The organism is Streptomyces doebereineriae (assembly GCF_031845645.1).
GTDB lineage: Bacteria > Actinomycetota > Actinomycetes > Streptomycetales > Streptomycetaceae > Streptomyces > Streptomyces canus.
Genome location: NZ_JAVREZ010000034.1, coordinates 16,411 through 40,374, shown reverse-complemented (window position 1 = coordinate 40,374; position 23,964 = coordinate 16,411). Strand labels below are relative to the sequence as shown.

The window sequence follows — 23,964 nt, the reverse complement described above, 5'->3', positions numbered from 1 at the left end:
CAACTCCTGCGGCTTGAGCGTCAGTTGTCACCCTCACTCCCCTTGCCCCCGAGAGTCCCTTTCTCGCTGACCCGCTCTCCGCCGGCCGCGACGTCTCACCCACGGCCGACGGAAGGAAAGGACCGACCATGTCCCCGCAACCCCCCACACCAGTTGCCGGGCGCCTCAGCCGGCGAACCCTGCTCAGGGCCACCACCGCGACCGCCGGGGCGATCGCCACCGCCGTCGCGTTCGCCGAACTCGACACGCCTGCCGAGGCCGCGGCGAGCTTTGTCAAGGGCGTCGACATCAGCTGGGCACCTCAGATGGAGGCGCGTGGCTACTCCTGGAAGAACGCCGGCGGGCAGACCCAGGACCTGCTGACGATCCTCAAGGGGTACGGCATCACCGCCGTACGCCTGCGCACCTTCGTCAACCCGTCCAACGACCCGGCCAACGGGCACTGCAGCATCAATGAGGTGGCCGCCTTCGCCAAGCGGGTCAAGGCCGCCGGGATGTCGATCATGCTCGACTACATGTTCGGCGACACCTGGAACTCCGTCGGCGTGCAGAACCCGCCCGCGGCCTGGCGGAGCATGAGCTACAGCCAGATGCGTACCGCGATGGGCACGTACGTGAACCAGACCATGACGGTCATGAGGAACAACGACGTGCTGCCCGCCTGGGTGCAGATCGGCAACGAGATCAACAGCGGGATCTGCCGCCCGGTCGGCAGCGTCTCCAACGGGGCGCAGATGACGGGGCTGCTCAATGCCGCATACGACCAGGTCAAGGCGGTGTCACCGAACTCGACCGTGTGTATCCACCTGGCCCAGCCGCAGAAGTACGACGCGATGACGACGTTCTTCAGCCGCTTCGCGGCAAGCGGCGGCAAGTGGGACATGTCGGTGTTCTCGTCCTACGGCAGCGCCGACCTCGCCCCCGGGATCGTGGCGAACATGAAGAAGATCTCCGACGCCTACGGCAAACCGTTCCTGCAGAGCGAGTTCGGCGGTCGGGTGGACCGCGTCTCCTCCACCCAGGCCTCGCTGGTCGCCTACATCAAGGCCCTCAAGGCCAACGGCGGGCAGGGCATCTTCTACTGGGAGCCTGAGTGCATGTCCCCCTTCACCGGCTACAACATGGGCGCCTGGGACTCCTCCAGCAAGCGGCCCACCGCCATCATGAACGGCTTCACCCAGGCCTGAGCGTCGGGCCATGGACCTCAACCCGGGCAACTCTCCGGTCAAGGACTGGGATTGGTAATTGTAATGAGCATGACATTAGGACTCGAAGGGCACGGGGTCAGGCTGGGAGCAGTGGGTCTGCTGACCCTTGCGACGCTGGTCGGCACCGGTGCGGCGCATGCGGATGCCGCCACGCGGGCACTGCCGGCCGGTTGTTCCGGCACCGCGCCGATCAAGTGTCACTACGCGGTCTCACCCGGCAACTACGACGTGACGGTCTCCATCGGCGGCGCCACTGCCGCCGAGACCGACATGTGGGTGGAGGCCCGGCGCCTGACGCTTCCGGCGACGAAGACGGCGGCCGGTGCCGCCGCCACGTACTCCTTCACGGTCAACGTGCGACAGCCGGAGGGGCAGCCCACCGGCCAGGGCGGCACCGGAAACCCCGGTCTGGACATCCGGTTCTCGGGGACCAACCCGCAGGTCTCGGCCGTCTCGGTGAAACCGGCGACCCAGCCGCTGGTCGCCTACCTGGCCGGCGACTCGACCGTGTGCGACCAGCCCGTGGCCCCGTACACGGGATGGGGCCAGATGATCACGCCGGCGGTGGGCCCCGGAGCGTCCGTCGCCAACTACGCAGACTCGGGGGAGAGTTCGGGCAGCTTCCTGAGGAACTCGGCGCTCTTCCCGGCGCTGCTGCCTCAGGTCAGGGCAAACGACGCGGTCTTCATCCAGTTCGGCCACAACGACAAGCAGACCACCGCGTCGGCCTTCCGGAGCAACCTGACCTCCATGATCACGCAGGTCCGTGCGAAGGGCGGCGTCCCCGTCCTGGTGACGCCGCCGGTCCGCCGGCTGTTCGACGGCAACCGGCTCACGTCAACGGCCCTGCACGTCAACGGCGTCGGCGTGAACCTGCCCGCCGAGATGCGCTCGGTCGGGACGGCCCAGAGGGTTCCGGTGATCGATCTGACCGCCAAGAGCAAGGCGCTCGTCGAGTCCCTCGGCCCGTCTGCCTCCGCGCAGCTCTTCCTGCGCTCCTCCGTCGACGGTGTCACGGACAACACCCACTTCTCGCAGTACGGGGCGAGCCAGATGGGCGGGCTGGTGCTCCAGAGCATCCGCGAGCAGCGCCTGCCCCTGGCCGCGTACCTGCGCTGACCGAACGTCCGGCGCCAGTCCCAAGGAGGGACCCGTTGAGGAACTTACGGATTCTCATCACGACCGCGCTGATGATCGCCTTGTCGAGCGTCGGTGTCAGCGCCGCATCCGCGGCGGACCCCGTCGCCACGAACTGCACCAGCGCCTCCCATGCCCAGGCCCAGGCGGCCCCGGGCCCGGCCGCACGGACGGTCGCCGCACCGGTCACCGTGTGGCTGGCCGGCGACTCCACCATGGCCAACCCGAGTTCCGGCCGTTGTCCGGTCGGCTGGGGCAGCCAGTTCGACGCTCTGTTCAGCAGTGATGTGACCGTCAAGAACCAGGCCGTGGGCGGCCGGAGCATCCAGACCTGGCTGTACGAGGGGAACGTGAGCAGCACCAAGGGCTCGGACGGTGAGTGCCGCCTCACGTCCACCTCGTACTCGTCCCGCTGGCAGGCGATGCTGAACTCGACCACCGGAATGAAGGCCGGTGACTACCTGTTCATCCAGTTCGGCATCAACGACTCCTCCTCGACCTGCCCCCGGCACGTCGGCCCGGCCCGGTACCAACAGCTGATGACCATGATGGCGCAGGCCGCCCTGGCCCGGGGCGCGCACCCGGTGCTGCTCACCCCGGTGGCCGCCATCACCTGCTCCGGCGGCACGGCGACCAAGAACCGCGGCTTCGTCAACGAGACCTTCGCCGCCGGATCCGCCACCAGGGCGCCCGTCATCGACCTGCAGACGCTCAGTGTCTCGCTCTACAACAGTCTGCACTTCTGCCCGAACAACGGCGACTACGGAGGCAGCGGTCCCCTGGGCACCTTCTTCTGCAACGACCACACCCACTTCGACACCTACGGCGCCCAGCGCGTCGCAGGGCTCGTCGCCGGAGACGTGCGCCGCCAGAACCTCCCGCTCGCCGCGTATCTCAAGTAGCACGCGGCGGTGGGCGCGAACCGAGGCCGGTCGGTTCACGGGTGGCCTCAATGACGGCGGTGCCGCAGACCGAAGACGCAGTCGTCCCTACCCGACGGTGGTGTGCGGAAGCGGCTCGGCTCCGATCGGGCCGCGGCGTGCGACGTAGGCGGAGGCGGAGGGTACGACCGGCGAAGCGGGCCCCTCCTCGGCACGCCCACCCGCACAACCTGTGTCCACTGATCGTGATGACCGACATGGGCAAGGTGACACTGCAGGTGGCCGTGCAGCAGCTGAACGGCGTCTACACCAACGACAAGTCGATGGTGTAGACGCCGGAGCGCTCATGTCGGTGATCCCGCTGATCGGGATCTTCCTGCTCGGCTCGCGCCACTTCATCGCCAACCTGGCCGCCGGCGCCATGAAGTTCTGAAGAAGCACGCGCGTGGTCCCACTCTTCGCCAAGCAGCTTTCGCACCTGCGCTGAGTTCTTCTGGCAGGCACGAGTCCTGCTGCCGCACGGGAAATCACCTGACTCGGGAGATGACGCTGTGAGAACCGCGAAGTTCGGCACCCCTGCCCTTCTGCTCTCCCTGGTCACGGCGAGTTCCGTCGCCATGACCCCCGGCTCGGCGCCCGCGAGCGCCGCGGCGGCCGGAAACACCTACTACGTCGCCCCGAACGGGAACGACGGAGCGGCAGGCACGCAGGCCGCCCCGTGGGCATCGATCGCCCGTGCACAGGCCGTCGCCAATGCGGGCGACACGGTCTACTTCCGGGGCGGGACCTACGCCTACACCCGCGCGAACAGCGCCTGTTCGAGCCAGACCGCCAGAGTCGACGCGATCACCCTCAACAAGAGCGGCAGCTCGGGCAACCCGATCCGGTACTGGGCCCAGCCGGGCGAGAAACCGGTCTTCGACTTCTCGCGGATGACGGACGACTGCCGCATCAAGGGCTTCGACGTCACCGGCAGCTGGATCCACCTCAAAGGACTGGAAGTCAAGGGCGTTCCCCAGAACAACAACCGCAACGCCGAGTCCTGGGGGCTCTGGGTCTCCGGCAGCAACAACGTCTTCGAGCAGATCAACACCCACCACCACATGGGCACCGGCCTGTTCATCAGCGGCGGGAGCGGCAACCTCGTCCTCAACTCGGACGCGCACAACAACTACGACCTGCGCAGCAACGACGGTCCCGGCGAGAACGCCGACGGATTCGGTTCGCACTACACGCCGACCGGCCGCGCCGCGAACGTGTTCCGGGGCTGTCGCTCGTGGTGGAACGCCGATGACGGGTTCGATCTCATCTCCACCTACTCGCCTGTGCTCATCGAGAACTCGTGGGCCTGGCGCAACGGGTACGTGCCGGGGACGACGACGCCCTCCGGCAACGGAGCCGGCTTCAAGTCCGGCGGCTACGGGGGAGACTACGAGGCCAACGCGCCCAAGCACACCGTCCGCTTCTCGGTGGCATTCCTCAACAGGGCGGCCGGTTTCTACGCCAACCACCACCCGGTGGCCAACGACTTCTTCAACAACACCGGCTACGGAAACCGCCCCAACTTCAACATGCTGGGAATCGACTCGCGCGGCGCCGCCGTCGGCCGGGGCAACCTGCGCAACAACCTCGCCTACAGCGGAACGGCGACGTCGAACATGAGCGGCACGAGCGCCGCGTACAACTCCTGGAACCTCGGCGTCCCCCTGTCGGACTCCCAGTTCCGGAGTGTGGCGACGTCCGGTTGGGACGCGCCCCGCCAGACCGACGGGAGTCTGCCCGTGCTGCCCCACCTGCGTCTCGCGGCGAACAGTGCCCTGATCGACAAGGGCACCGACGTGGGACTGCCCTTTGACGGAAGCGCGCCGGATCTCGGCGCCTTTGAGAATGACGGAAGGTGATCCTCTTGAGGCAAAGACCGCGTGTCGTCTCCCAATACTGGAAGTTAGCCGCCGCCACCCTGTTGTCCGTGGCGTTGGCGGCGCCGCTGTCGGCGAGCACCGCCGCGGCGGAGACACCCGCAACGCAGAGACAGGCGACGGACCTCCAGGACCACGGGGCGGCGGCTGGACCGGTGGTGGATCGCGGCCTCGAGTACCTGGTGTCCGACTACCAGACGCGCACTCCGACGAAATACACGGCTGACTCCTGGAAGCCCTTCGCCAAGGCGTTGACCGCCGCGGCCGAGGTCGCCGACGACTCCTCGGCCACCACGTCGGACGTCGCCGACGCGGAGACGGCACTGATGACCGCCGCCGCCGATCTGAAGGCCGCCGACGAGGGCACGTTCCAGACCATCACGAACAACACCTTCTGGAACGACACCAGCGGCAACCCCATCTATTCGCAGGGCGGTGGGGTCTTCAAGTTCGGCGACACCTACTACTGGTACGGCGTGCACTACAGCGGCGCCGAGCTCTACCGGGCCAATCCGACGAAGAAGTACGACGGCAACGTCAGCTTCGTCTCGGTCCCCGTGTACTCCTCCAAGGACCTGGTGAACTGGAAGTTCGAGAACAACGTCGCGACACGCTCGACCAAGATCAACAACGGGGCCACCCTCGGTCAGGCGGGATGGGTCGGGCGGCTCGGGGTCTCGTACAACGAGAACACCGGCAAGTACGTGCTCGCCACCCAGGCCTACGTCGGAGGCGGGCACGGTGTCCTGCTGCTGCAGGGCGACTCACCCACCGACACCTTCGACTACGGCTACTTCCAGACCCAGGTCACCAGCTCGCCCACGACCGGCACCGGAGACCAGACCGTCTTCACCGACGAGGACGGCAGGGACTACCTGATCTTCTCCAACCGCGAAGGACGCTCGCGCGGCTTCGTGGCCAAGTTCCGGGAGTCCGACTCGCTGCGGATCGAGCCAGCCGTGCAGATCCGCAGCGGCTCCGGTCGCGAGGGCAACGCCATGTTCAAGCTCGACGGCAAGTACTACCACGCGGCGTCGGACCTGCACGGCTGGAACACCTCGGTCAACTACGTCAATGAGTCGACCAGCAGCAACGTCCAGGGCTCCTACAGCAGCGAGTACGTCCTTGCCGGCACCGAGATGGACTACAGCCACGTGACCCAGACCGGGTTCTTCGTGACGGTCAAGGGCACCAAGCAGAACACGGTGCTCTACGCCGGCGACCGCTGGGCCGACTTCGCCTGGAACGGCATCGGGTACAACCAGTGGGTGCCGATCACCAAGACCGGCGCACGGCCGCAGTTCCACTCGGTGAGCCAGTGGCAGTTCAACGCCACGACCGGAGAGTGGCGCGTCGGGCCGGCGAACAACTACATCCTCAACCCCGACATCCAGGCCGACCGCGTCATCGTCTCCAGCGTACGGGGATGGCGGAACCTCGGCGGTTCGGTGACCAACGTCAACGGTGGGGTGAACGGGTCTCGCTTCGCCCTCCAGGTGAGCAACAGCGGCGGCGTCGAGCAGCGCATCGAGTCGGTGCCCGCAGGCACCTACACCCTGTCCCTGCACGCTCGGGGCAGCGCCGGACAGGTCGTGATCACCGGCGCCAACGGCAGCCAGCGCACCCTCGGCATCCCGTCGTCGAGCGGCTGGGCCAAGCGCGAGCTCACCGGCATCGAGCTACCCGGCGGGGCCGCCACCGTCAGCGTGCGGGCGTCGGGTTCGGGCGGCGTAATCGTCGACCAACTCTCACTCGTCAAGACCTCTGCCGGCACACCAGCACCTCCGGGGCGTTACGAGGCGGAGACCGCTCCGGCTCAGTGCCGGGGCACGATCGACTCCAATCAAGCCGGCTATTCCGGCAGCGGGTTCTGCAACGGCGACCCCGCTGTGGGGGCGTTCGCGGAGTTCACCGTGACCTCCGAAACCGCCCGCACGGCGACGCTGGGGATCCGGTTCGCCAATGGCGCCACCAGCGGTGCGAGGCCGGCGAACCTCGTCGTCAACGGAGCCACGGCAGGGGCGCTTTCGTTCGAGTCCACCGGTGCGTGGACGACGTGGACGACCAAGACCGTGACGGTCCCGCTGAACGCCGGCAGCAACACCATCCGGCTGGATCCGACCACGGCAACCGGGCTGCCCAACGTCGACTACCTCGATGTCGGCTGACTGACATCCCCCTGCTCTGCCGGTCTTCGCGACCGGCAGAGCTTAGGGAACAGCCCATGCCGCCCGTACGTGACATCGTCAGGAGAAGGACATGAGCAGAACGCGTCTGCCCCGCGCCATCGCGGTCGCGACGACGTTGGTCACCATGGTGTCCGCGAACCTACTCATGGTGCCCGAGCCGGCCCACGCGACCTTCGGAACCGCGGACATCAAGCCGATCGAGAGCAATATCGCTGCCAAGCCCTGGGCTTCGGCGACGGCCGCCTCCGGCTCGTCCGACGCCCGTCTGGCCATCGACGGCGACCCGACGACGTCCTGGCAACCCGGTACTGCCGGCGCCCGGCAGTGGCTCACCGTCGACCTCGGTGGAACCTACGACAACCTGCGCAAGGTCAACGTGCTCTTCCCGGACCGCGGCGTGGCCCACCAGTACGTCCTCGAGGCTTCGTCCGACGGCCGCCGGTGGAAGGCCATCACCGACAGATCCCACGACCGGGCCGTGTCACGAGGGGAGGTGCACCTGTTCACCCGGCCGGGAACGCGCTTCGTCCGGCTGACGTTCACAGCTGGGCCGGGCCGGGCCCCGGCAGGCGTCAGCGAGCTCCAGGTCTTCAACTACCTGCGCGACGACCTCACCCTCGGCGCCGATCTGTCCTGGATGGACGACGTCCAGGACCAGCGGTACTGGGTCGACCCCCTGGCCGAGGACCGTGGCGCCGGACCCCAACTGCTCGACGTGGCCAAGGACCGTGGCATCGAGTACAGCCGACTGCGGATATTCAACGAGCCGCGCAGCGAGAGCACCGGTCAACCGACGCCGATACCCCGCCAGGGCCCGGAGCGCTCACTGGCCTCAGCCAAGTGGGTCAAACAGCGGGGCATGGGCCTGGGGATCGACTTCCACTACGCGGACTCCTGGGCGGACCCGAGCAAGCAACCCAAGCCACGCGCCTGGGCCGAGCTGGAGTTCGCAGACCTGTCCCAGGCCGTGTACGACTTCACCGCCGACTATCTGAAGCGGCTGATCCGGCAGGGCACCACGCCGGGGAAGGTGGCCGTCGGCAACGAGATCATCAATGGCTTCATGTACGGCAGCGAGGCGGCCCAGATCGGCACGACGAGTCCGCCGTACTTCGTCGACCAGGCCGATATCTACCAGTCCAAGCCCGGCGGTGGCCTGCTGTGGAAGTACTGGCGGTCAACCGACCCGGCGGAGCAACGGCTCTACCACCAGTCGTGGGACCGGTTCACCACCCTGGCCGCGGCCGGGATCAAGGCCGTCCGCGACGCGTCACCGACATCCAAGGTCGAGATACACGTGATCGTCGACAAGGACAAGCTCGCCAAGACCATGGAGTTCTGGCACCAATTCCTCACCCGGGTGAAGGCAAAGGGCCAGAACCCCGATGTGCTGGCCATCTCGTACTACCCGGAATGGCACGGTACGCCCGAGACACTGGATCTCAACCTCAACACCATGGCCACCACGCACCCCGGCTACAACATCGACATCGCCGAAACCGCCTACCCCGCCTCGGGCGGCGATGGCTCGCCGTTGCCCAACTCGCCGTACCCACGAACCATTCAGGGGCAGGCGGACGCGATCCGGAGGGTGTTCCAGGCCGCCAACGACGTGGTCGACAACCGAGGTTCGGGGGCGCTGGTGTGGGAACCGGCCGGCTACCAGCCCATGTTCCGGGCCGTGCCCGGACTGGCGAACACGTGGGACCCGCACGCGTCCATCAACGTCTTCAACGCCAGCCGCGCCAAGCACATCCTCCAGGACACCGTCTACACCAGCACGATGGTGAGGGCCGTCCCGAAGCTGCCCTCCTCCATCCGCGTGCTCACCACCGCCAACAACAAGATCACCGCTGTCCCCGTCCGCTGGCAGCCGTTGCCACCTGGCGCGACCGACAGGCCGGGTGAGGTGACAGTCACCGGGACGACCGGCGCAGGGCCGGTCACGGCGGTCATCGACGTCATGCCCAGCCACAGCGAACACGACGTGACCACCTCCTAGCCTGCTTCACCGAAGCCACACCGCCGAGACCACGACGGCACCGGCGACATCATCACCGCTTCACAGCAGTGCTCCGCTCACTCGGTGGCCGACAGCAACAACTGCCGAAGCACCTGGGAGAACCAGGCCTTGGGCGACGGGACGGCCACACTCACCCCGACATCTGGTGCACCCGACCAACCACACGCCGGTCCTGCCGCCCCTCGCGGCTGGCCGGAGCACCCACACCCCCTGTTGCGCCGTGCGCCCCGTCGACCTGTCGGCCTCTGTGCCGACGGGACGCACCCGGCAACGGGACCAACCGAACGCCAAACCCCCCACCCATCCCCGCACCCAAGGAGTCACCATGACCCTGCGACGACGGACATTCCTCAGCATGACCGCGGCCGGAGCGACGGGCGTGGGCCTGTCCCTGCTCGGGGCAGGACAGGCACCAGCCGCCGCCGCGCCACTGGACACCGCGCCGACCACGCCGTTCGCGGTCGGCGTGCGCCGGTACAACTGGACCCGTGGCAGCCGCCCGTGCACCACGTACGTCTACTACCCGGCCACCGGCACCGCCGGCGGCAGTCCGGTGACGGACGCCCCGGTCGCCGCCGGGCTCTTCCCCGTCTACAACTTCACCCACGGCTACGGGAGCAGCCCGCAGAACTCCCTGTTCATCATCCGGGCCCTGGCCTCGGCGGGCTTCATCGTCCCCGCCCCGCACTTCAACCACAACTTCGACGACGTCAACAACGGCAACACGTCCAAGGACGTCTCGCAGATCCTCACCAACACCCTCGCGCTCAACGCGAGCGGACCCCTGGCCGGGCACATCAACACCGGCATCGGCGTCGGCGTCTCGGGCCACTCCCTGGGCGGCATGGTCACCCACGGTCTGCTGACCTCCTGGCCCGACAGCCGGATCAAGTCCGCCAACCCTCAGTCCTGCGTGGACATGGGCAACCCATCCGGTTCGGTCTCGGCCAAGGTCCTGTTCGTCCACGGCGACCGGGACTCGACCACGTCGTACTCCTCGGCCCGGCAGGCGTACGCGGAGATCACCTGGCCCAAGGCGTTCCTCACCTTCGTCGGCGGCAGCCACACCAGCTTCTGGAGCGACCAGCGCTTCCCCAGGACCGTCGTCGACTGGGCCCGCTGGACCATGTACGGCGACACCGCCGCACGGGACCGCCTCCCGGCCGACGCGTCCGGGTCCAACACCAGGTGGGAAGCCCAGCTGGGCGAGTCCCCCAGCGGCCCGGGCCTCTACACCCTGCTGGCCCAGCACAGCGGCAAGGCCGCCGAGATCAACGGTGGCTCCACCGCCGCCGGCGCACAACTCGTCCAGCGGACCACCAACAGTCGCCCCAACCAGCAATTCGAGTTCGTCGACGCCGGCGACGGTCACATCCGTGTCAAGGCACTGCACAGTGGCCTGTTCCTCCAGCCCACGGGCACCGCGACCGGCGCGGATATCGTCCAGCAGGCCGACACCAGCGCCACTAGCCAGCAGTGGCGCGTGGTCGACCACGGCGGTGGCGCGATCAGCCTCGTCAACCGGGAGTCCGGCCTGGCCATGGATGTCTGGGAGTACTCCGCCGCCGACGGCGCCCGCATCGCCCAGTACACCTACAGCGGCAACCCCAACCAGCGCTTCACCCGCCGCCGCGTCTGACCGGGTCCTGTCGGGGCACCGCTCGGGCAACAGGGCGGGCGGTGTCCCGACATGGCGCCGACAGTCCTTCGCAACTGACCAAGGGGTGCACAGCCATCAGACTCGACGCCCGAGCGTGCGCAGGGAAAGGTCCGCCAACTGGCCCTGCCGAAGCCTACGGACGTGCCCACGCGTGATCAGGCGAACGGCGAGTCCGAAGAGGGCCTCGTGGATGTCGTCGCGTCCCTCCCATCGAGGTCCGCCGTCAGACCGGCAACACCAAGACGATGATCTTCGCCCCGTCCTTCGTCATACGGTACCTGAGCCAGTTCCTCGGCGTGATCGTCCAGCTGCGCAACTACAGCCACGACTGCCTCAAGACCGGCCCGGCCCTGTTCGAGGACGTGGTGCGGGGATGGGCTCGTCGCGTCCGCGACCACGGAACGGGCTTCCCGCCCGACCTCTTCGCGGTCCTCCACACCTCAGGCCCTCAGCGCTTCCGTACCCCGTGCCGGGGACCGGGACCGGCTTGGACCTGACGATCGTGGTCGCCAGGCACGCCTTCTGGGCGCCCACCTGACCTTCCCCAATCGTCCGGAGGCGGGTGCGGGGGCGGGCGCGGCGAGCCCTCGCGCCTCAAGCTGCTCACCACGTCTGAATCAGCGGCTTCCGCTCCGCCCACGGGGTGGCACGCCGTTCTTCGCCACCGCGTCTGCTGCGATCGCAGTAGGCGCAAGTGTCTGCGAATGGCCAATGACGAGAGGCCGGAGAACTGCGAGCGTGAGGGTGGGCCGTGATCACCGGCCCGGTCGCATGGCATTTTCTGGAAAGGCACGTCGATGTCCCCTCTCGCCCGCTGGTGTCACAGGCACCGGCTCGCCGTCGTCCTGGCCTGGGTGGGCCTGTTGCTCGCCCTGGGGGCCGGGGTCGGCGCCGCCGGCAGCGCCTTCGGCAACAGCCCGACCTCGCAGGACACCGACTCGGCCAAGGCCACGGCTCTGCTGCAGCATGCCTCCGACAGCGCCGCGGGCAAGAGCGGCCGAGTGGTCTGGCAGGTGGACGGCGGCGAGGTCACCGAGCCCGCCGCCGAGAAGGCGATGACCGGCACGCTCAACGGCATCGCCGACGCACCGGGCGTCGCCGCGGTGACCAGCCCCTACACCCCTGTCGGCAAGGGACAGATCAGCAAGGACGGCAGGACCGCCTACGCGACGGTCGCGTTCGACCAGGACGTCTCGGACGCCCAGATCGACCACGTGAAGGCACTCGCCACCGAACCGGAGACGGGGAGCCTGCACATCGCCCTCAACGGGCAGGCGTTCACCGTCAACCCGGAGCCGAACGCGGTCGCCGACGCCATGGGCATCGTCCTCGCCTTCATCGTGCTGCTGTTCGTCTTCCGGGCTGTCTGGGTGGCGGCGCTGCCCATCATCACGGCCGTCATCGGAGTCGGCACCTCCGCGGTCACGGTGATGCTGCTCAGCCACCTCATCACGCTCTCCGACACCACGCTGACCCTCGGCTCGCTGATCGGCCTGGGCGTGGGCATCGACTACGCCCTGTTCATCGTCAACCGCCACCGCGCCAACCTGATGTCCGGCATGAGCGTCGCCGAGTCGGTCGCCAAGTCCCTCAACACCTCCGGCCGGGCCGTGGTCTTCGCCGGCCTCACCGTCGTCGTCGCGCTGCTCGGCATGCTCACCCTGAACGTCGGCATCATCAACGGCATGGCGATCGGCGCCGCCGTCACCGTGGTGCTGACCGTCCTGGCCGCCATCACCCTGTTGCCGGCGATGCTCGGCCTGATCGGTCCGCGCGTCCTCAGTCGCAAGGAGCGCCGTGAGACGGCCGGCGGGACACAGCCGCGTTCCTCGGGCCGCACCGGCGCGTGGGGCCGGTGGGCCGAGCGGGTGCAGGCCAGGCCCAAGACTCTGGGTCTCGTCGCTCTGGCCGTGTTGACGGCGCTCGCGTTCCCGACGCTCTCCCTGCGCCTCGGCGCGTCCGACGACGGCAACCTGCCCACGTCCTCGACGAACCGTCAGGCGTACGACATGATCGCCGACGGCTTCGGCCACGGCTTCAACGGCCCGCTCGTCCTGGCCGTCCAGGCACCCACCGCCGCCGACAAGGCAGCCGAGGCGAAGCTGGTCACCGCTCTCGGAAAGGTCGACGGTGTCGCCGGTGCCGACGCCGCGCCCATGAAGGACGGGCAGACCATCGGAGTGGTCTCCGTCGTCCCGACGACCTCCCCGCAGTCCGAAGCCACCTCCGACCTGATCCACCACCTGCGTGACGACGTGATCCCGCAAGCCGAGCAGGGCACGTCGATGAAGGTCTACGTGGGCGGTGTCACCGCGAGCAACGACGACTTCGCGTCGGTCCTGATGGGCAAGCTGCCCGTGTTCGTGCTGGTGATCGCCGCGCTCGGCTTCCTGCTGCTGACCGTCGCCTTCCGCAGCCTGCTCATCCCGGCGGTGGGCGCCGTGCTCAACATCCTCAGCATCGGGGTGGCGTTCGGCGCGATCGTGGTCGTCTTCCAGTACGGCTTCGGCGCCGGACTGCTCGGGCTCGGCGCCGGCGGACCGATCGAGTCGTTCGTGCCGATCCTGGTCGTCGGCATCATGTTCGGCCTGTCCATGGACTACCAGGTCTTCCTCGTCAGCCGGATGCGCGAGGAGTGGTCCCACACCGGTGACAGCCACCGCTCGGTCCGGGTCGGGCAGGCCGAGACCGGCAAGGTCATCGCCGTGGCCGCCACCATCATGGTCTGCGTCTTCGGCTCCTTCGTGTTCGGCGGCATGCGGGTGATCTCCGAGTTCGGGGTCAGCCTCGCGGTGGCGGTCGCCGCGGACGCCCTGCTGATCCGCATGATGGTCGTCCCCGCCCTCATGCACCTGTGCGGGAAAGCCAACTGGTGGCTGCCCCGCAGTCTCGACAAGGCACTGCCCAACGTGTCCGTGGAAGGCCCTGCCGACCAGCCGGCGCAGCCGCAGGCGGTGCCGGAACGGACGACCGCCGACCTGGTCAACTGACGGTTGGCACGACGGACCGACTTCCCGCGCGCGGGTCGGCGGAAAACGGGGTGACCCCGGGTTCCGCCGGCCTGCGCTCCTTAGAGTGAGGGAATGGAACTGCCCATGGTGTGGCGACAGTGGCTGGCTCGTCATGACCGGATCAGAGACGCGCTGCCCGCCGTTCCGCTGATCGTGATCGCCGTGGCGGCGACCGCCGTCGGCCCGTCCCACTGGCACCAGCCGCGGTGGGACGAGGTGGTATGGACGGCGCTGTCGTGCGTGCCGCTGGCCTTCCGGAGTCGCTGGCCCCTGGGCGTCGCCCTCTTCACCCTGGCCGGCGACCTCACACTGATGGCCGTCGCCTCGCACATCTCGCCGACACCGGGGGCGAGTCTCGTCGCCCTGTACACCCTCGCCCTCCTCGGCAACCGGCGCACCGCGTGGATCGTCGGCTCCTTGGCGGCCGTGGCGATCACTGGTGTCTACGCCGCGACCCATGCGCAGTCCGTGGTGGGGGGTCCCGGCCTGCTGCGGTTCGACCTCGCGATCGCGGCCACCGCGCTCGGCCGCACCGTCCTCAACCGCCGCCAGAACCTCGCGGCGGCCAGGGAACGCGTGGAACACGCCGAACGCACGCGGGAGGAAGAAGCCCGGCGCCGGGTCACGGAGGAACGCGTGCGCATCGCGCGCGACCTGCACGACGTGGTCACCCACCACATCACCCTGGTCAACGCCCAGGCTGGGGTGGCCCACCACCTCATGCGCGCCAACCCGGAACAGGCCTACGCGGCACTGGCCCACATCAAGGACAACAGCCGCGCCGCGCTCGACGAACTGCGCGCCACCGTCGGTCTGCTGCGTCAGCCCGACGACGCGCCCGGCTCGCGCGCCCCCATCGCGACCCTGGCCGATCTCGATGCCCTGGTCAGCGGGTTCCGGGCGAGCGGGATGCCCGTGTCGGTGGCCCGCGCCGGCGATCCGTCGCCAGTGGCACCCGCGACCGAGCTGACCGCCTACCGGATCATCCAGGAAGCACTCACCAACACGCACAAGCACGCCTCCGCGACCCGGGCCGCGGTGGTGCTGGACTACGGGGTGCACTCGCTCCGGATCACTGTCACCGACGACGGGCGGCGCCCGCCCTGCTCGCCACCTCGGTCGAGGACGAGTGGGAGGCCGAGCCGATCTGGGCACCGGCCGGGCCGGTCATGACCGACGGCACCTTCGCCGCCCGGCTGAAGATCACCACGGTGGCCTCCGGGGTGTGGTTCCGCGCCGCGAACACCGCCAACAACTACATGTGGCAGCTGCGCGCCGGCAGTCCCGGCATCCTGCGCAAACACGTCTGCGTGAACGGCACGTACAGCGTTCTCGGCGAGGTGAAGCTGCCGTCGGCCATCACCACCGGGGCGTGGCTGGACCTCGCCGTCACCATGACGGGCTCCACCTTCACCACCAGCGTCAACGGCACCGTCGTCGACACCACCACCGACACCCGCTACGCCTCCGGCAACATCGGCCTGCGCAACGGCCTCACCGAGTCGCAGGTATACGACCGGGTCACGTTCACCGCCGCCGACGGCACCGTCCTCCTCGACGACGACTTCGCCTCCGACAAGAGCACCTTCTCCGCCGGCACGGTCTCCGGCGGCACACTCACCTTCCCCACCGGCGCCTCCTCGCTCTCCTCCTACGGCGCCGACGACACCTGGGCGCTGCTGCGGCATGAGTACGACACGGCGACGGGCAAGGAGATAGCCGCCGGCATCCTCTACGTGGCGGCCGCCTCGCCGGACCCGGCCCGGCAGTACGTGGCCAAGGTGTGGAGCAACGGCACGGTGGTCGGGCACGCTTCAGTGCGATCGGGTACCGGGACCGCGTACCAGGCGTTCGACGTCACCTCCACCCTGCGGGGCGACGGTGGACCGAACGCTCTCGCCGCGCTGTGCTGGACCACCTCGGAGCAGAAGTTCCTGGCCCAGCTGGAGATCACGTACACCGACGGCAGCCGGACCACCGTCGCCTCGGGAGACGACTGGAAGGCGCGTCGCCAGGCCGGGCTGCTGCCCGCGAAGGGGAGCGCGGGCAGCAGCTACTACACGGTCCCGCAGGAGCACTGGGACCTGCGGCAGGAGCCCGTCGGCTGGACCCGGCCCGGCTTCGACGACGGTGACTGGCACACTGCGGTGGTCCGTACGGCGATCGCCTCGCTCGTCCCGGCGCTGATCGAACCGCCGCGGCTGCACGACGTCGTCCCCGCCTCCGTCACGAAGGTCGCCGACGGCCGCTGGCTGGTCGACCTCGGCCGGGAGATCGTCGGCGGGCTGTCCCTGGAGGTCAGCGGGAGCGCGGGGGACACGGTCGAGGTGCGGCTCGGCGAGGAGTTGAACTCCGACGGCACCGTCCGGTATCAGCTGCGCGCCACCAACACCTACCGCGAGGTGTGGACCCTGCGCGACGGGAAGCAGGACTTCGAACACTGGGGCTACCGCGGCTTCCGCTGGGCCGAACTGCGCACCACGCTCGACCTGTCCGGGGCCGTCGTCACCGGGCGGGCCTGGCGGCTCGACTGGGACGACGCGGAGGTCTCCTTCCGCAGCTCCGACCCGGCACTGGACCGGGTCTGGGAGCTGTGCCGGTATTCCATCGAGGCCACCCGCGGCGACCTCTACACCGACACCCCGACCCGGGAACGCGGCCCCTACGAGGGCGACGCGCTGATCAACCAGCTCTCCGAGTACGGCGTCCAGCGCTCCTACGCCCTGGCCCGCTGGTCGAACGACTACCTGGTCCGCAAGGGCACCTGGCCCACCGAATACCGGCTGATGTGCGCGTTGTCGGCCTGGGAGGACTACCTCGCCACCGGCGACGACCGGCAGCTCGCCAAGGACTACGACCTGCTCGCCGCGAAGAACCTCACCGCCTACCTGGACTCCCGGGGCCTGGTCCGCAAGGCGCCCGGAAGCACCAGCCAGGACCTGGGCGACCTCGTCGACTGGCCGACCGCCAGCCGCGACGGATACGTCTTCACGAACGTCAACACCGTCGTCAACGCCTTCCAGTACGCGGCCTTCGACGCCCTGGCCCGGTGCGCCGCGGTACTCGGCAAGGGCGACGACGAGAAGACCCTGCGCGCACGCGCCGACACCCTCGCCATCGCGATGCGCGCCACCCTGCTCGACAGTGCCACGGGCCGGTTCCTCGACGGCGAGGGCACCACGCACAGCGCCCAGCACGCCACCGCCTTCCCGGTCGCGCTCGGCGTGGCGGACGCTCTGGACGACGCCGCGCGGACCCGGCTCGGGGACACCCTCGCTGCGGGCGGCATGCGGACGAGCGTGTACGGGGCGCAGTTCCTCCTCGACGCCCTCTTCCGCCTCGGCCGCGCCGACGCCGCGCTCGCGCTGCTCACCTCCACGGCCACCAACTCATGGCTGCACATGCTGGACTCGCTGAAGGCCACCATCGTCACCGAGGCCTGGGACCCCGCACTGAAGTCCAACATGACGCTCTCCCACGCCTGGGCGTCCGCCCCGGCCAACGCGATCCCCCGGCACGTGCTCGGCGTCCGCGTCACCGCCCCCGGCGCGGCCGAGTTCCTGATCCGCCCCAGGACCGGCGCCCTGACCGACGTCGCGGGAAGAGTGCCGTCCCTGCGCGGACCGGTCGAGGTCACCGTGCACCGGTCGAACGACGCCCATACGACACGGGTGACGGTGCCGCCCAACTCCCGCGCGATGCTGGAGGTGGAGATCGGCGACGCCCGCCCGGCGGACTACCGGGTCACGGCGTCGGCACCCGGCGGGCGCGGACGGGTGGAGGTCAGACCGCTGACCGACCTGACCGGAACGGTGCTGCGGATAGGGCCCGTCGGCTCCGGCACGACAAAGGTCGAGCGCACCCTTCCCTGACTGCGTGGCCCCTGGGTTCCGGCCCGGGGGCTGCCCTTGTCACCTCGGCCGTTCTCAAGTCTGGTCATGAGGATGTCACGTCTTGTTCGCCTCCGCAGCGTGCACCCCACGTCGCGGAATCGCATCCTCCACAACGTGAAGGTGCACAGATCATCCAAACCGCCGCGCGTGCTCGTCGTGGACGCCGACAGCGGTACGCGTCCGCTGCTGACGAAGCTCCGCGAGCTCGGCTTCGAGGTGTACGTGGCCGGTCTCGGTGAGGACGCCGTCCCGGCCGGCCTCACCGTACGCCCCGACCTCGTGGTCCTCGACGTGTTCCTCCCGGACGGCGACGGCTTCGAGACGTACGGCGCCCTGCGTGCCGCCGGCATCGACGCGCCCGTCCTCTTTCTCACCGCCCACGACCGGACGGAGGCGAAGGTGCGCGGGCTGATGTTGGGCGCCGACGACTACGTCACCAAGCCCTTCGAGCTGGAAGAGCTGGTCGCCCGCGTCCATGTGCTGCTGCGGCGCGGGCGGGCCCTCGACTGCCGGCTGCTGCGTGCCGGGGACGTGACACTGGATCCGGCGACCCGCGAGGTGTGGCGGGACGGGCGGGAAGTCACCCTCTCGTGCCGGGAGTTCGACCTGCTCGGCTTCCTGATGGACAACGCGGGTCAGGTCGTCACCAAGGCGCAGATCCTCGACCGGGTCTGGCGGTCGGAGTTCCACGGCGAGTCCGGCGTGGTGGAGACCTACGTCTACTACCTGCGGCGCAAGCTGGGGGACCGCGACCAGTCGCTGATCAGGACCGTGCGCGGGGTCGGATACCTGATGGCGCGGGACGCGGGTCACCGGGCTCCGTCGGCCCAATGACCCGCGGAAGGCCGCTACTTGCAGTTGCCGGGCTTGTCGCGGACGACGTAGTCCATGGCGGGGGTGCCGTCACCGTTGAGGACGTCCGCATAGGTGTCGACGTAGTAGCCGTAGGACCAGATGCGGCTGTAGCCGCGTCCGCGCCAGCTGTGGACCACGGTGCCGACCTCGGACTGGCCGTCGCTCCAGTTGTAGTACTGAACGTGGAACACCGGGTTGATCCGGACGGTCCGCTTCAGCGGGCGGGCGTCGATGTAGCCCTGCCGGCCGTACGAGGGATTGACGGTGACCGTACGTCCCAGCGTGTGGGTCTTGGACCAGGACCAGGAGTAACTGGCGCTGAAGCCGATTTCGGCGGAGAGCTGGTCGGTGAGCTTGTAGGAGAGCTTCGTGTTGACCCCGATGGACACGGAGGCGCCGCGGGTGGTCGCGTAGGACTCGTTGACCGACAGACCGCCCCCGCCGTGCCCGCAGTTGGTCACCGAGTCGTTGGATATCCTCCTCTCCTTGTCGTACCAGGTCCAGGTGGACGACTGCGGGAACTCGCAGTTGCCGACGACGACCTCCCAGCCGTTCGTGAGCGCCCAGTGCTCGCCGTACGGCAGGTCGGAGTGCACACTGCGGGACGCACCGGCGGCGATGTGGTAGTACGGCGCCTTCCCGTACGCCTTGTCGCTGTCGACGATCTGACCGGTGTTGATGTTGAAGACGAAGGACTTGTCGGCGCCACTCATGTCGCCGCACAGCTTGGACATCAGCGTGTCGGTGTTGAAGGGCTCCTTGCCACGGATGTTGACACCGGACGGCGGGTTCGCGTCGGCCACGGGGGCGCTGGCGATCACTCCGGCGATCGCGGTGGCCACGGCCGCGCAGGCCGTCGCGTAGCGCTTGATGGTGTGCGTCACTCGTCTCTCGCTTCTGTGCCTGGGGGTGCGTGGACGGTGGGTCCCGACGGAGCGAGCGCGGGTCGGGCCTGCCGTTGTGCAACAGGGAACCGAGCGGGGTTCAGAGCGGCATCACAGCCGGATCAGAGTCTGATCAGAAACGCGGCGCACATGTGGTCGCGGACGGCACGGGCGGAGTGGTGCGAGGTTGCCCCCCTCGGCCATCACCAGGCCAAGACCGTGTCCACGCATTCCGCCACTTTGCGGTCATCCACGAGACCGGTTCCGACGTCCTGGTTCGGAGGCGAGCCAGGGTTTCTCCGACGACCCTCACGGAGCCCACGCGAGCCAATCGCCCGCGGAAGCAAGGGTACTGACGGTGGCATCACTCGCCTCTTACGGTCCATCCGGCAAAGCGAACGTTGTTCGATATGCCGATCGCGGTAAAGGACAGTCCCTCCCAAAGGTGAAAGGACGAGCCGCCCATGCCTTTCCCGCCCGCTCGACGCCGCGCCCCGCGTCGTCCGTCCACTCCCCTGCTGGTCTCCCTCGCCGTTGCCGCCACAATGTGCGCCCCTCTGCCCGCACAGGCGGTGCCAGCACCGGCCACCGACTCCGAACTCGCAGAAGCCGCCGCCGCGTTGACGGTCTGGAATGCTACCGATGTATGCGGCTACCTCACCCTCCCCACCGCCTCCTTGCACGGCGCGGCCGTTCAATGGGGGTCCAGCAAGCCCCGAACCATCACCCCGACCGGCGAGGTCAACCGCCCCACCCACGGCCGGCCACCCCTCCATGTCACCCTGACGGCCACCGTCCGGCTCGATCAGCATCAGGTCAAGCGCCGCTTCGACGTCACCGTCCGCCCACTCCCGGAACAGAAGCCCATGGAGGGGTACTTCTTCCCCTACTTCGCGGGCGAGCGTTACACCGACGGCGAGCAGGTGTACTTCGGCGCCTCCCGCGGCAACGACCCCCTGCACTGGGACGACCTGAACGACAACAATCCGGTGCTCACCTCCTCCCTCGGCGAGAAGGGCGTCCGCGACCCGTTCATCGTCCGCTCACCCGAGCGCGACAAGTTCTACCTCGTCGCCACCGACCTGAAGATCAACGGCGGCAAGGGCTGGGGCTACGAGATGCGCTTCGGTAGCCAGTACCTGGAGGTGTGGGAGTCCACCGACCTCGTCCACTGGTCAGAGCAGCGCCACGTGAAGGTCTCCGGCGACCAGGCCGGCATGACCTGGGCGCCCGAGGCCACCTGGGACCCGAAGCTGGGTGAGTACGTCGTCTACTGGTCCTCCAACCTCTACGCGGCCGACGACACCGAGCACACCGGCAGCACCTACCCGCGCATGATGTACGCGACCACACGGGACTTCCACACCTTCAGCAAACCGAAGGTCTGGAACGATCCGGGCGGCGGCGTCATCGACTCGACCGTGGCCAGGGACGGCGGCTGGTACTACCGCGTCACCACCGACGACAAGGTCGTCGGATCCTGCGCCCGCGACGTCGTACTGGAACGCTCCCGCGTCCTGACCGCCGTCGACACCCCCGACTCGACACCGCGCACGTGGCAGCTGGTCGACGACTGCGTCCGCACCGGCGTCGGCACCGACTGGGTCGAGGGACCCACGGTCTTCAGAGACAACTCCGGTGACGGCTGGTGGGTGTTCATGGACGAGGCCGGAGGACGCGGCTACCTGCCCTTCCACACCGACAGCCTCTCCGAGCCTGACTGGTCACTGCCGAGCGACTATCAGCTCCCTTCACGGCCCCGGCATGGAACGGTCCTGCCCGTCACCGCCGAGGAGCTGGCGCGGGTGCGCGCCGCGTTTCCGAGCTCCTGAGCCGCGCAGGGTACTGCGCCCGGCCGTCTGTCACGAGGCGGCCGGGCACGGCCGGTTGCGCATAACCCAGCCGCACGAGCCTTAAGCGCGCACCAGACCGTTGTGCGGTGGCGTCCGCCTGTGACCAGAGCTGCCTGCTCGCGCTCCGGTGCGACCTGCCACGCTTTGCGGGTACTGCGCCCGGGGCGCATGGCGAGGTAACGGCCGCCCTCCCCAGTCGAGCACGGCGTCGGCCAGCAGAAGCCCCAACCGGCCTTCGCAGTATTTGAGTTGGCCAGCGGTGGACTGGCAATGGGGCACTAGGTCAGATGTTGCTGGCACACCATGGCGAGCGCCGGCGAACTCGTCGAGATGCTCGCCGTCCGGAAGGGAACCGGGTCCGGCGCAGAACACCTCCCGATGTGCTCAGCCTCCTGTCGGACCACACCTTCACACCCAGCCAAACCAAGAAGATGCCCAGCTCAGAGCTTTGTGCAACACGCTTAGGACACAGGGGACAGATCGAGTCGTAGGGGCTCGTCGCGGTCACAGTGGAGCCTGCCGTCGATGACCCGGGCTGCGGCGACCTGGAGGGAGGAGCGGCGGGTCGCGTAGGTGTCCTCCCCGGCTGCGGCGCCGACGCGGCCCGGGTGGGTGAAGTAGAAGACATAGGCCGTCTCGTCCTGGACGACCACGTCGGCGTGCAGGCCGATGGCTCCGTCGTCGGGGCGGCTGCCCGGCTTGTCGAGGATCAGGCCCTGGTGGTCCCAGGTGGTCAGGTCGTCGGAGCGCAGCACGCCCTGGCCGCGCCACTCGTCGACGAGCATCCAGTAGTGGCCGCCGAGTTCGAAGACGTTGGGGCCCTCATGCGGGCGATGGCCGACGGCGAGGCCGGTGGGGTGCCACTGGTATAGGTCGGGGCTGTCGGCGGCGTAGGTGAGCGAGCCGCGGCGGCCGTCCTTGAACCACATGCGCCAGCCGCCGCCCGGCAGCGGGAACACGCAGGCGTCGATGACCCCGTCGGAGCCGAGGTCCAGGGCGCCGTGAGGGGCCCAGTCCAGCAGGTCGGTGCTGGTGTAGTGGCGGATGGAGGCGGCGCCGTTCCAGTCGTCGCGTATGCCGCGAATGTAGCTGACGTACAGGTGGTAAAGGCCGTCGTGCCAGATGATCTCCGGCGCCCAGAAGGTGTTGCGCCCCCACTCGGTCTCCAGGCCCGTGAGGGTGCCCCGGTAGGTCCAGGTGCGGCCGCCGTCTGCCGAGGCGGCCACGCCCAGGTCGGTGCCGTACACCCAGGAGACGCCGGGGCCGGGGGCGGTAGTGCGGCGGTTGGTGTAGACGAGCCACCATTCACTGGTTTGGCGGTTCCAGATGGCTGTGGGGTCGGCGGCGCCGTCGTGTATCGGGTCGCTGAAGAGTGGCGCCTCGGCCACGGGGTTCACAGGGGTCTCCTTTGTTCGTGCTCGTGCGGCGCGGCGCGCGGCGGGGCGGGGCGGGGCGGGGTCAGCCTCCCGTCGACTCCCGGATCACCAGCGAGAAGTCGCCGATGAAGTCCCGGTGCCGCGTCGAGGGCCCGGTCTGTTCGATGCGCCTGATGAGGAGGTCGACCGCACGCTCGGCCATACCGTCGTGGTCAGGATCGATGGTGGAGAGGGAGGGGATGAAGAACTCGCTGTCCGAGACGTTGTCGAAGCCGATCACCTTGACCTGGTCGGGCACCCGGATCCCGGCATCGGCCAGCCCTCGTATCACGCCCATGGCCAGGGAGTCCGTCACGCAGAACACTCCGTCGAAGTCGAGCCCGCTCTGCGTCATCTCCCGGGCGCGCCGCGCACCTTCACGCATGTCGAGCCTGCCCACCTGCTGGATCAGGCCGGGGTCCGCGGGCAGATCGGCATCCTCGAGTGCCTGCCGGTAACCGGTGAGGCGGAGGCTGGAGGGGTTGACCTCTTCCACGGCCCCGCACATGATCGCGATGCGCCGGCAGCCCCGCTCGACCAGGTGCCGGGCGGCCACCCGGGAGGCCTCGAGGTTGGGCATGGCGACATGGTCCACAGGGCCGCCGAAGATCCGGTCGCCGAGGACGACCACCGGGTGCTCCACCTTGAGCCGCTCGGCGTCGGCCTGGCTCATGCCGGCGGCGCTGAGGATGAGCCCGTCGTACTGGTGGTTGCGCGACAGGGACAGCGCATCCAGCTCGTTCTCCCGGGAGGCGGTCTGCTCGATGCTCACCCGCAGGCCCCGCCGCTCGGCGGCGGCGATGATGCCGACGGCCAGCCGTCCGTAGTAGGCACTGTTGACCTCGGGGACGGCGAGACCGATGACCCCGGTGCGGCCCTTGCTCAGATTGCGGGCGGCGACATTGACCCGGTAGTCGAGCCGGGCCATCGCCTCCAGGACCTTCGCCCGCGTCGACGGGCGCACGTTCGGATGATCGTTGATGACGTTGGACACGGTCATCGGCGAGACTCCTGCCGCCTTCGCCACGTCCTGCAT

The 23,964-nt window shown here is 68.8% G+C and carries 17 protein-coding genes; 13 read left to right on the top strand and 4 right to left on the bottom strand.

The genetic code is table 11. The features are described from left to right. Positions 1 to 128: 128 nt before the first annotated feature. The 3 genes from RNB18_RS48565 (at position 129) to RNB18_RS48555 (ending at position 3,247) form a co-directional block, all read left to right on the top strand. Positions 129 to 1,187: a glycosyl hydrolase 53 family protein gene (locus tag RNB18_RS48565; RefSeq protein WP_266520781.1), complete on the top strand. Its 1,059-nt coding sequence runs from the start codon at positions 129 to 131 to the stop codon at positions 1,185 to 1,187. Positions 1,188 to 1,298: 111 nt separating this feature from the next. After that, complete coding sequence (locus tag RNB18_RS48560; protein WP_266520783.1) at positions 1,299 to 2,327, top strand: rhamnogalacturonan acetylesterase; 1,029 nt, start codon at positions 1,299 to 1,301, stop codon at positions 2,325 to 2,327. A gap of 35 nt (positions 2,328 to 2,362) precedes the next feature. After that, a complete protein-coding gene (locus RNB18_RS48555; RefSeq protein ID WP_266520785.1) occupies positions 2,363 to 3,247 on the top strand; it encodes an SGNH/GDSL hydrolase family protein in 885 nt (294 codons plus the stop codon). 283 nt (positions 3,248 to 3,530) lie between these two features. On the opposite strand, the gene RNB18_RS48550 is transcribed toward RNB18_RS48555, so the two are convergent. Continuing rightward, complete coding sequence (locus RNB18_RS48550; protein WP_311720564.1) at positions 3,531 to 3,704, bottom strand: hypothetical protein; 174 nt, start codon at positions 3,702 to 3,704, stop codon at positions 3,531 to 3,533. 73 nt (positions 3,705 to 3,777) lie between these two features. Here RNB18_RS48550 and RNB18_RS48545 point away from each other — a divergent pair, with 73 nt between their 5' ends. From RNB18_RS48545 to RNB18_RS48500, 9 genes are all read left to right on the top strand, one after another. Continuing rightward, entirely contained in the window at positions 3,778 to 5,127 is a 1,350-nt protein-coding gene (locus RNB18_RS48545; protein ID WP_311720563.1) for a right-handed parallel beta-helix repeat-containing protein, read from the top strand. A 173-nt stretch (positions 5,128 to 5,300) separates the two neighbouring features. After that, complete coding sequence (locus RNB18_RS53955; protein ID WP_394817788.1) at positions 5,301 to 7,313, top strand: family 43 glycosylhydrolase; 2,013 nt, start codon at positions 5,301 to 5,303, stop codon at positions 7,311 to 7,313. Positions 7,314 to 7,404: 91 nt separating this feature from the next. Beyond that, positions 7,405 to 9,336 (top strand): glycosyl hydrolase 53 family protein, encoded by a 1,932-nt coding sequence (locus RNB18_RS48530; RefSeq protein ID WP_311720562.1) that lies wholly within the window; start codon positions 7,405 to 7,407, stop codon positions 9,334 to 9,336. Positions 9,337 to 9,682: 346 nt separating this feature from the next. Then, positions 9,683 to 10,996, top strand: coding sequence for an RICIN domain-containing protein (locus RNB18_RS48525; RefSeq protein ID WP_266520791.1), 1,314 nt, complete (start codon positions 9,683 to 9,685; stop codon positions 10,994 to 10,996). Between the two features lie 266 nt (positions 10,997 to 11,262). Then, positions 11,263 to 11,514 carry a hypothetical protein gene (locus tag RNB18_RS48520; RefSeq protein ID WP_266520794.1) on the top strand — a complete coding sequence of 84 codons (252 nt, stop codon included), beginning with the start codon at positions 11,263 to 11,265 and terminating at the stop codon, positions 11,512 to 11,514. A 300-nt stretch (positions 11,515 to 11,814) separates the two neighbouring features. After that, entirely contained in the window at positions 11,815 to 14,007 is a 2,193-nt protein-coding gene (locus tag RNB18_RS48515; RefSeq protein WP_266520796.1) for an MMPL family transporter, read from the top strand. Between the two features lie 93 nt (positions 14,008 to 14,100). Then, positions 14,101 to 15,201, top strand: a complete 1,101-nt coding sequence (locus RNB18_RS48510; protein ID WP_311720561.1) for a sensor histidine kinase — start codon at positions 14,101 to 14,103, stop codon at positions 15,199 to 15,201. Continuing rightward, a complete protein-coding gene (locus RNB18_RS48505; RefSeq protein ID WP_311720560.1) occupies positions 15,198 to 17,900 on the top strand; it encodes a family 78 glycoside hydrolase catalytic domain in 2,703 nt (900 codons plus the stop codon). Before RNB18_RS48510 ends, RNB18_RS48505 begins: the two co-directional genes overlap by 4 nt. A gap of 141 nt (positions 17,901 to 18,041) precedes the next feature. Beyond that, a complete protein-coding gene (locus RNB18_RS48500) occupies positions 18,042 to 18,755 on the top strand; it encodes a response regulator transcription factor (RefSeq protein ID WP_311720559.1) in 714 nt (237 codons plus the stop codon). A 14-nt stretch (positions 18,756 to 18,769) separates the two neighbouring features. On the opposite strand, the gene RNB18_RS48495 is transcribed toward RNB18_RS48500, so the two are convergent. Then, the gene (locus RNB18_RS48495; RefSeq protein ID WP_311720558.1) at positions 18,770 to 19,660 is read right to left on the bottom strand and encodes a hypothetical protein; all 891 of its coding nucleotides are present in this window, start codon (positions 19,658 to 19,660) and stop codon (positions 18,770 to 18,772) included. A gap of 464 nt (positions 19,661 to 20,124) precedes the next feature. On the opposite strand from RNB18_RS48495, the gene RNB18_RS48490 reads away from it, so the two are divergent. After that, positions 20,125 to 21,492, top strand: coding sequence for a glycoside hydrolase family 43 protein (locus RNB18_RS48490; RefSeq protein ID WP_311720557.1), 1,368 nt, complete (start codon positions 20,125 to 20,127; stop codon positions 21,490 to 21,492). Between the two features lie 482 nt (positions 21,493 to 21,974). Here RNB18_RS48490 and RNB18_RS48485 read toward each other — a convergent pair whose 3' ends face one another. Then, complete coding sequence (locus RNB18_RS48485; protein WP_266520850.1) at positions 21,975 to 22,910, bottom strand: glycoside hydrolase family protein; 936 nt, start codon at positions 22,908 to 22,910, stop codon at positions 21,975 to 21,977. Between the two features lie 61 nt (positions 22,911 to 22,971). Beyond that, positions 22,972 to 23,964, bottom strand: a complete 993-nt coding sequence (locus RNB18_RS48480) for a LacI family DNA-binding transcriptional regulator (RefSeq protein WP_266520852.1) — start codon at positions 23,962 to 23,964, stop codon at positions 22,972 to 22,974.

Coding starts and splice junctions, on each gene's coding strand:
- RNB18_RS48565 (WP_266520781.1), top strand. CDS start 129: ATGTCCCCGCAACCCCCCACACCAGTTGCCGGGCGCCTCAGCCGGCGA.
- RNB18_RS48530 (WP_311720562.1), top strand. CDS start 7,405: ATGAGCAGAACGCGTCTGCCCCGCGCCATCGCGGTCGCGACGACGTTG.
- RNB18_RS48525 (WP_266520791.1), top strand. CDS start 9,683: ATGACCCTGCGACGACGGACATTCCTCAGCATGACCGCGGCCGGAGCG.
- RNB18_RS48520 (WP_266520794.1), top strand. CDS start 11,263: ATGATCTTCGCCCCGTCCTTCGTCATACGGTACCTGAGCCAGTTCCTC.
- RNB18_RS48515 (WP_266520796.1), top strand. CDS start 11,815: ATGTCCCCTCTCGCCCGCTGGTGTCACAGGCACCGGCTCGCCGTCGTC.
- RNB18_RS48510 (WP_311720561.1), top strand. CDS start 14,101: ATGGAACTGCCCATGGTGTGGCGACAGTGGCTGGCTCGTCATGACCGG.
- RNB18_RS48505 (WP_311720560.1), top strand. CDS start 15,198: ATGACCGACGGCACCTTCGCCGCCCGGCTGAAGATCACCACGGTGGCC.
- RNB18_RS48490 (WP_311720557.1), top strand. CDS start 20,125: ATGCCTTTCCCGCCCGCTCGACGCCGCGCCCCGCGTCGTCCGTCCACT.
- RNB18_RS48480 (WP_266520852.1), bottom strand. CDS start 23,964: ATGCAGGACGTGGCGAAGGCGGCAGGAGTCTCGCCGATGACCGTGTCC.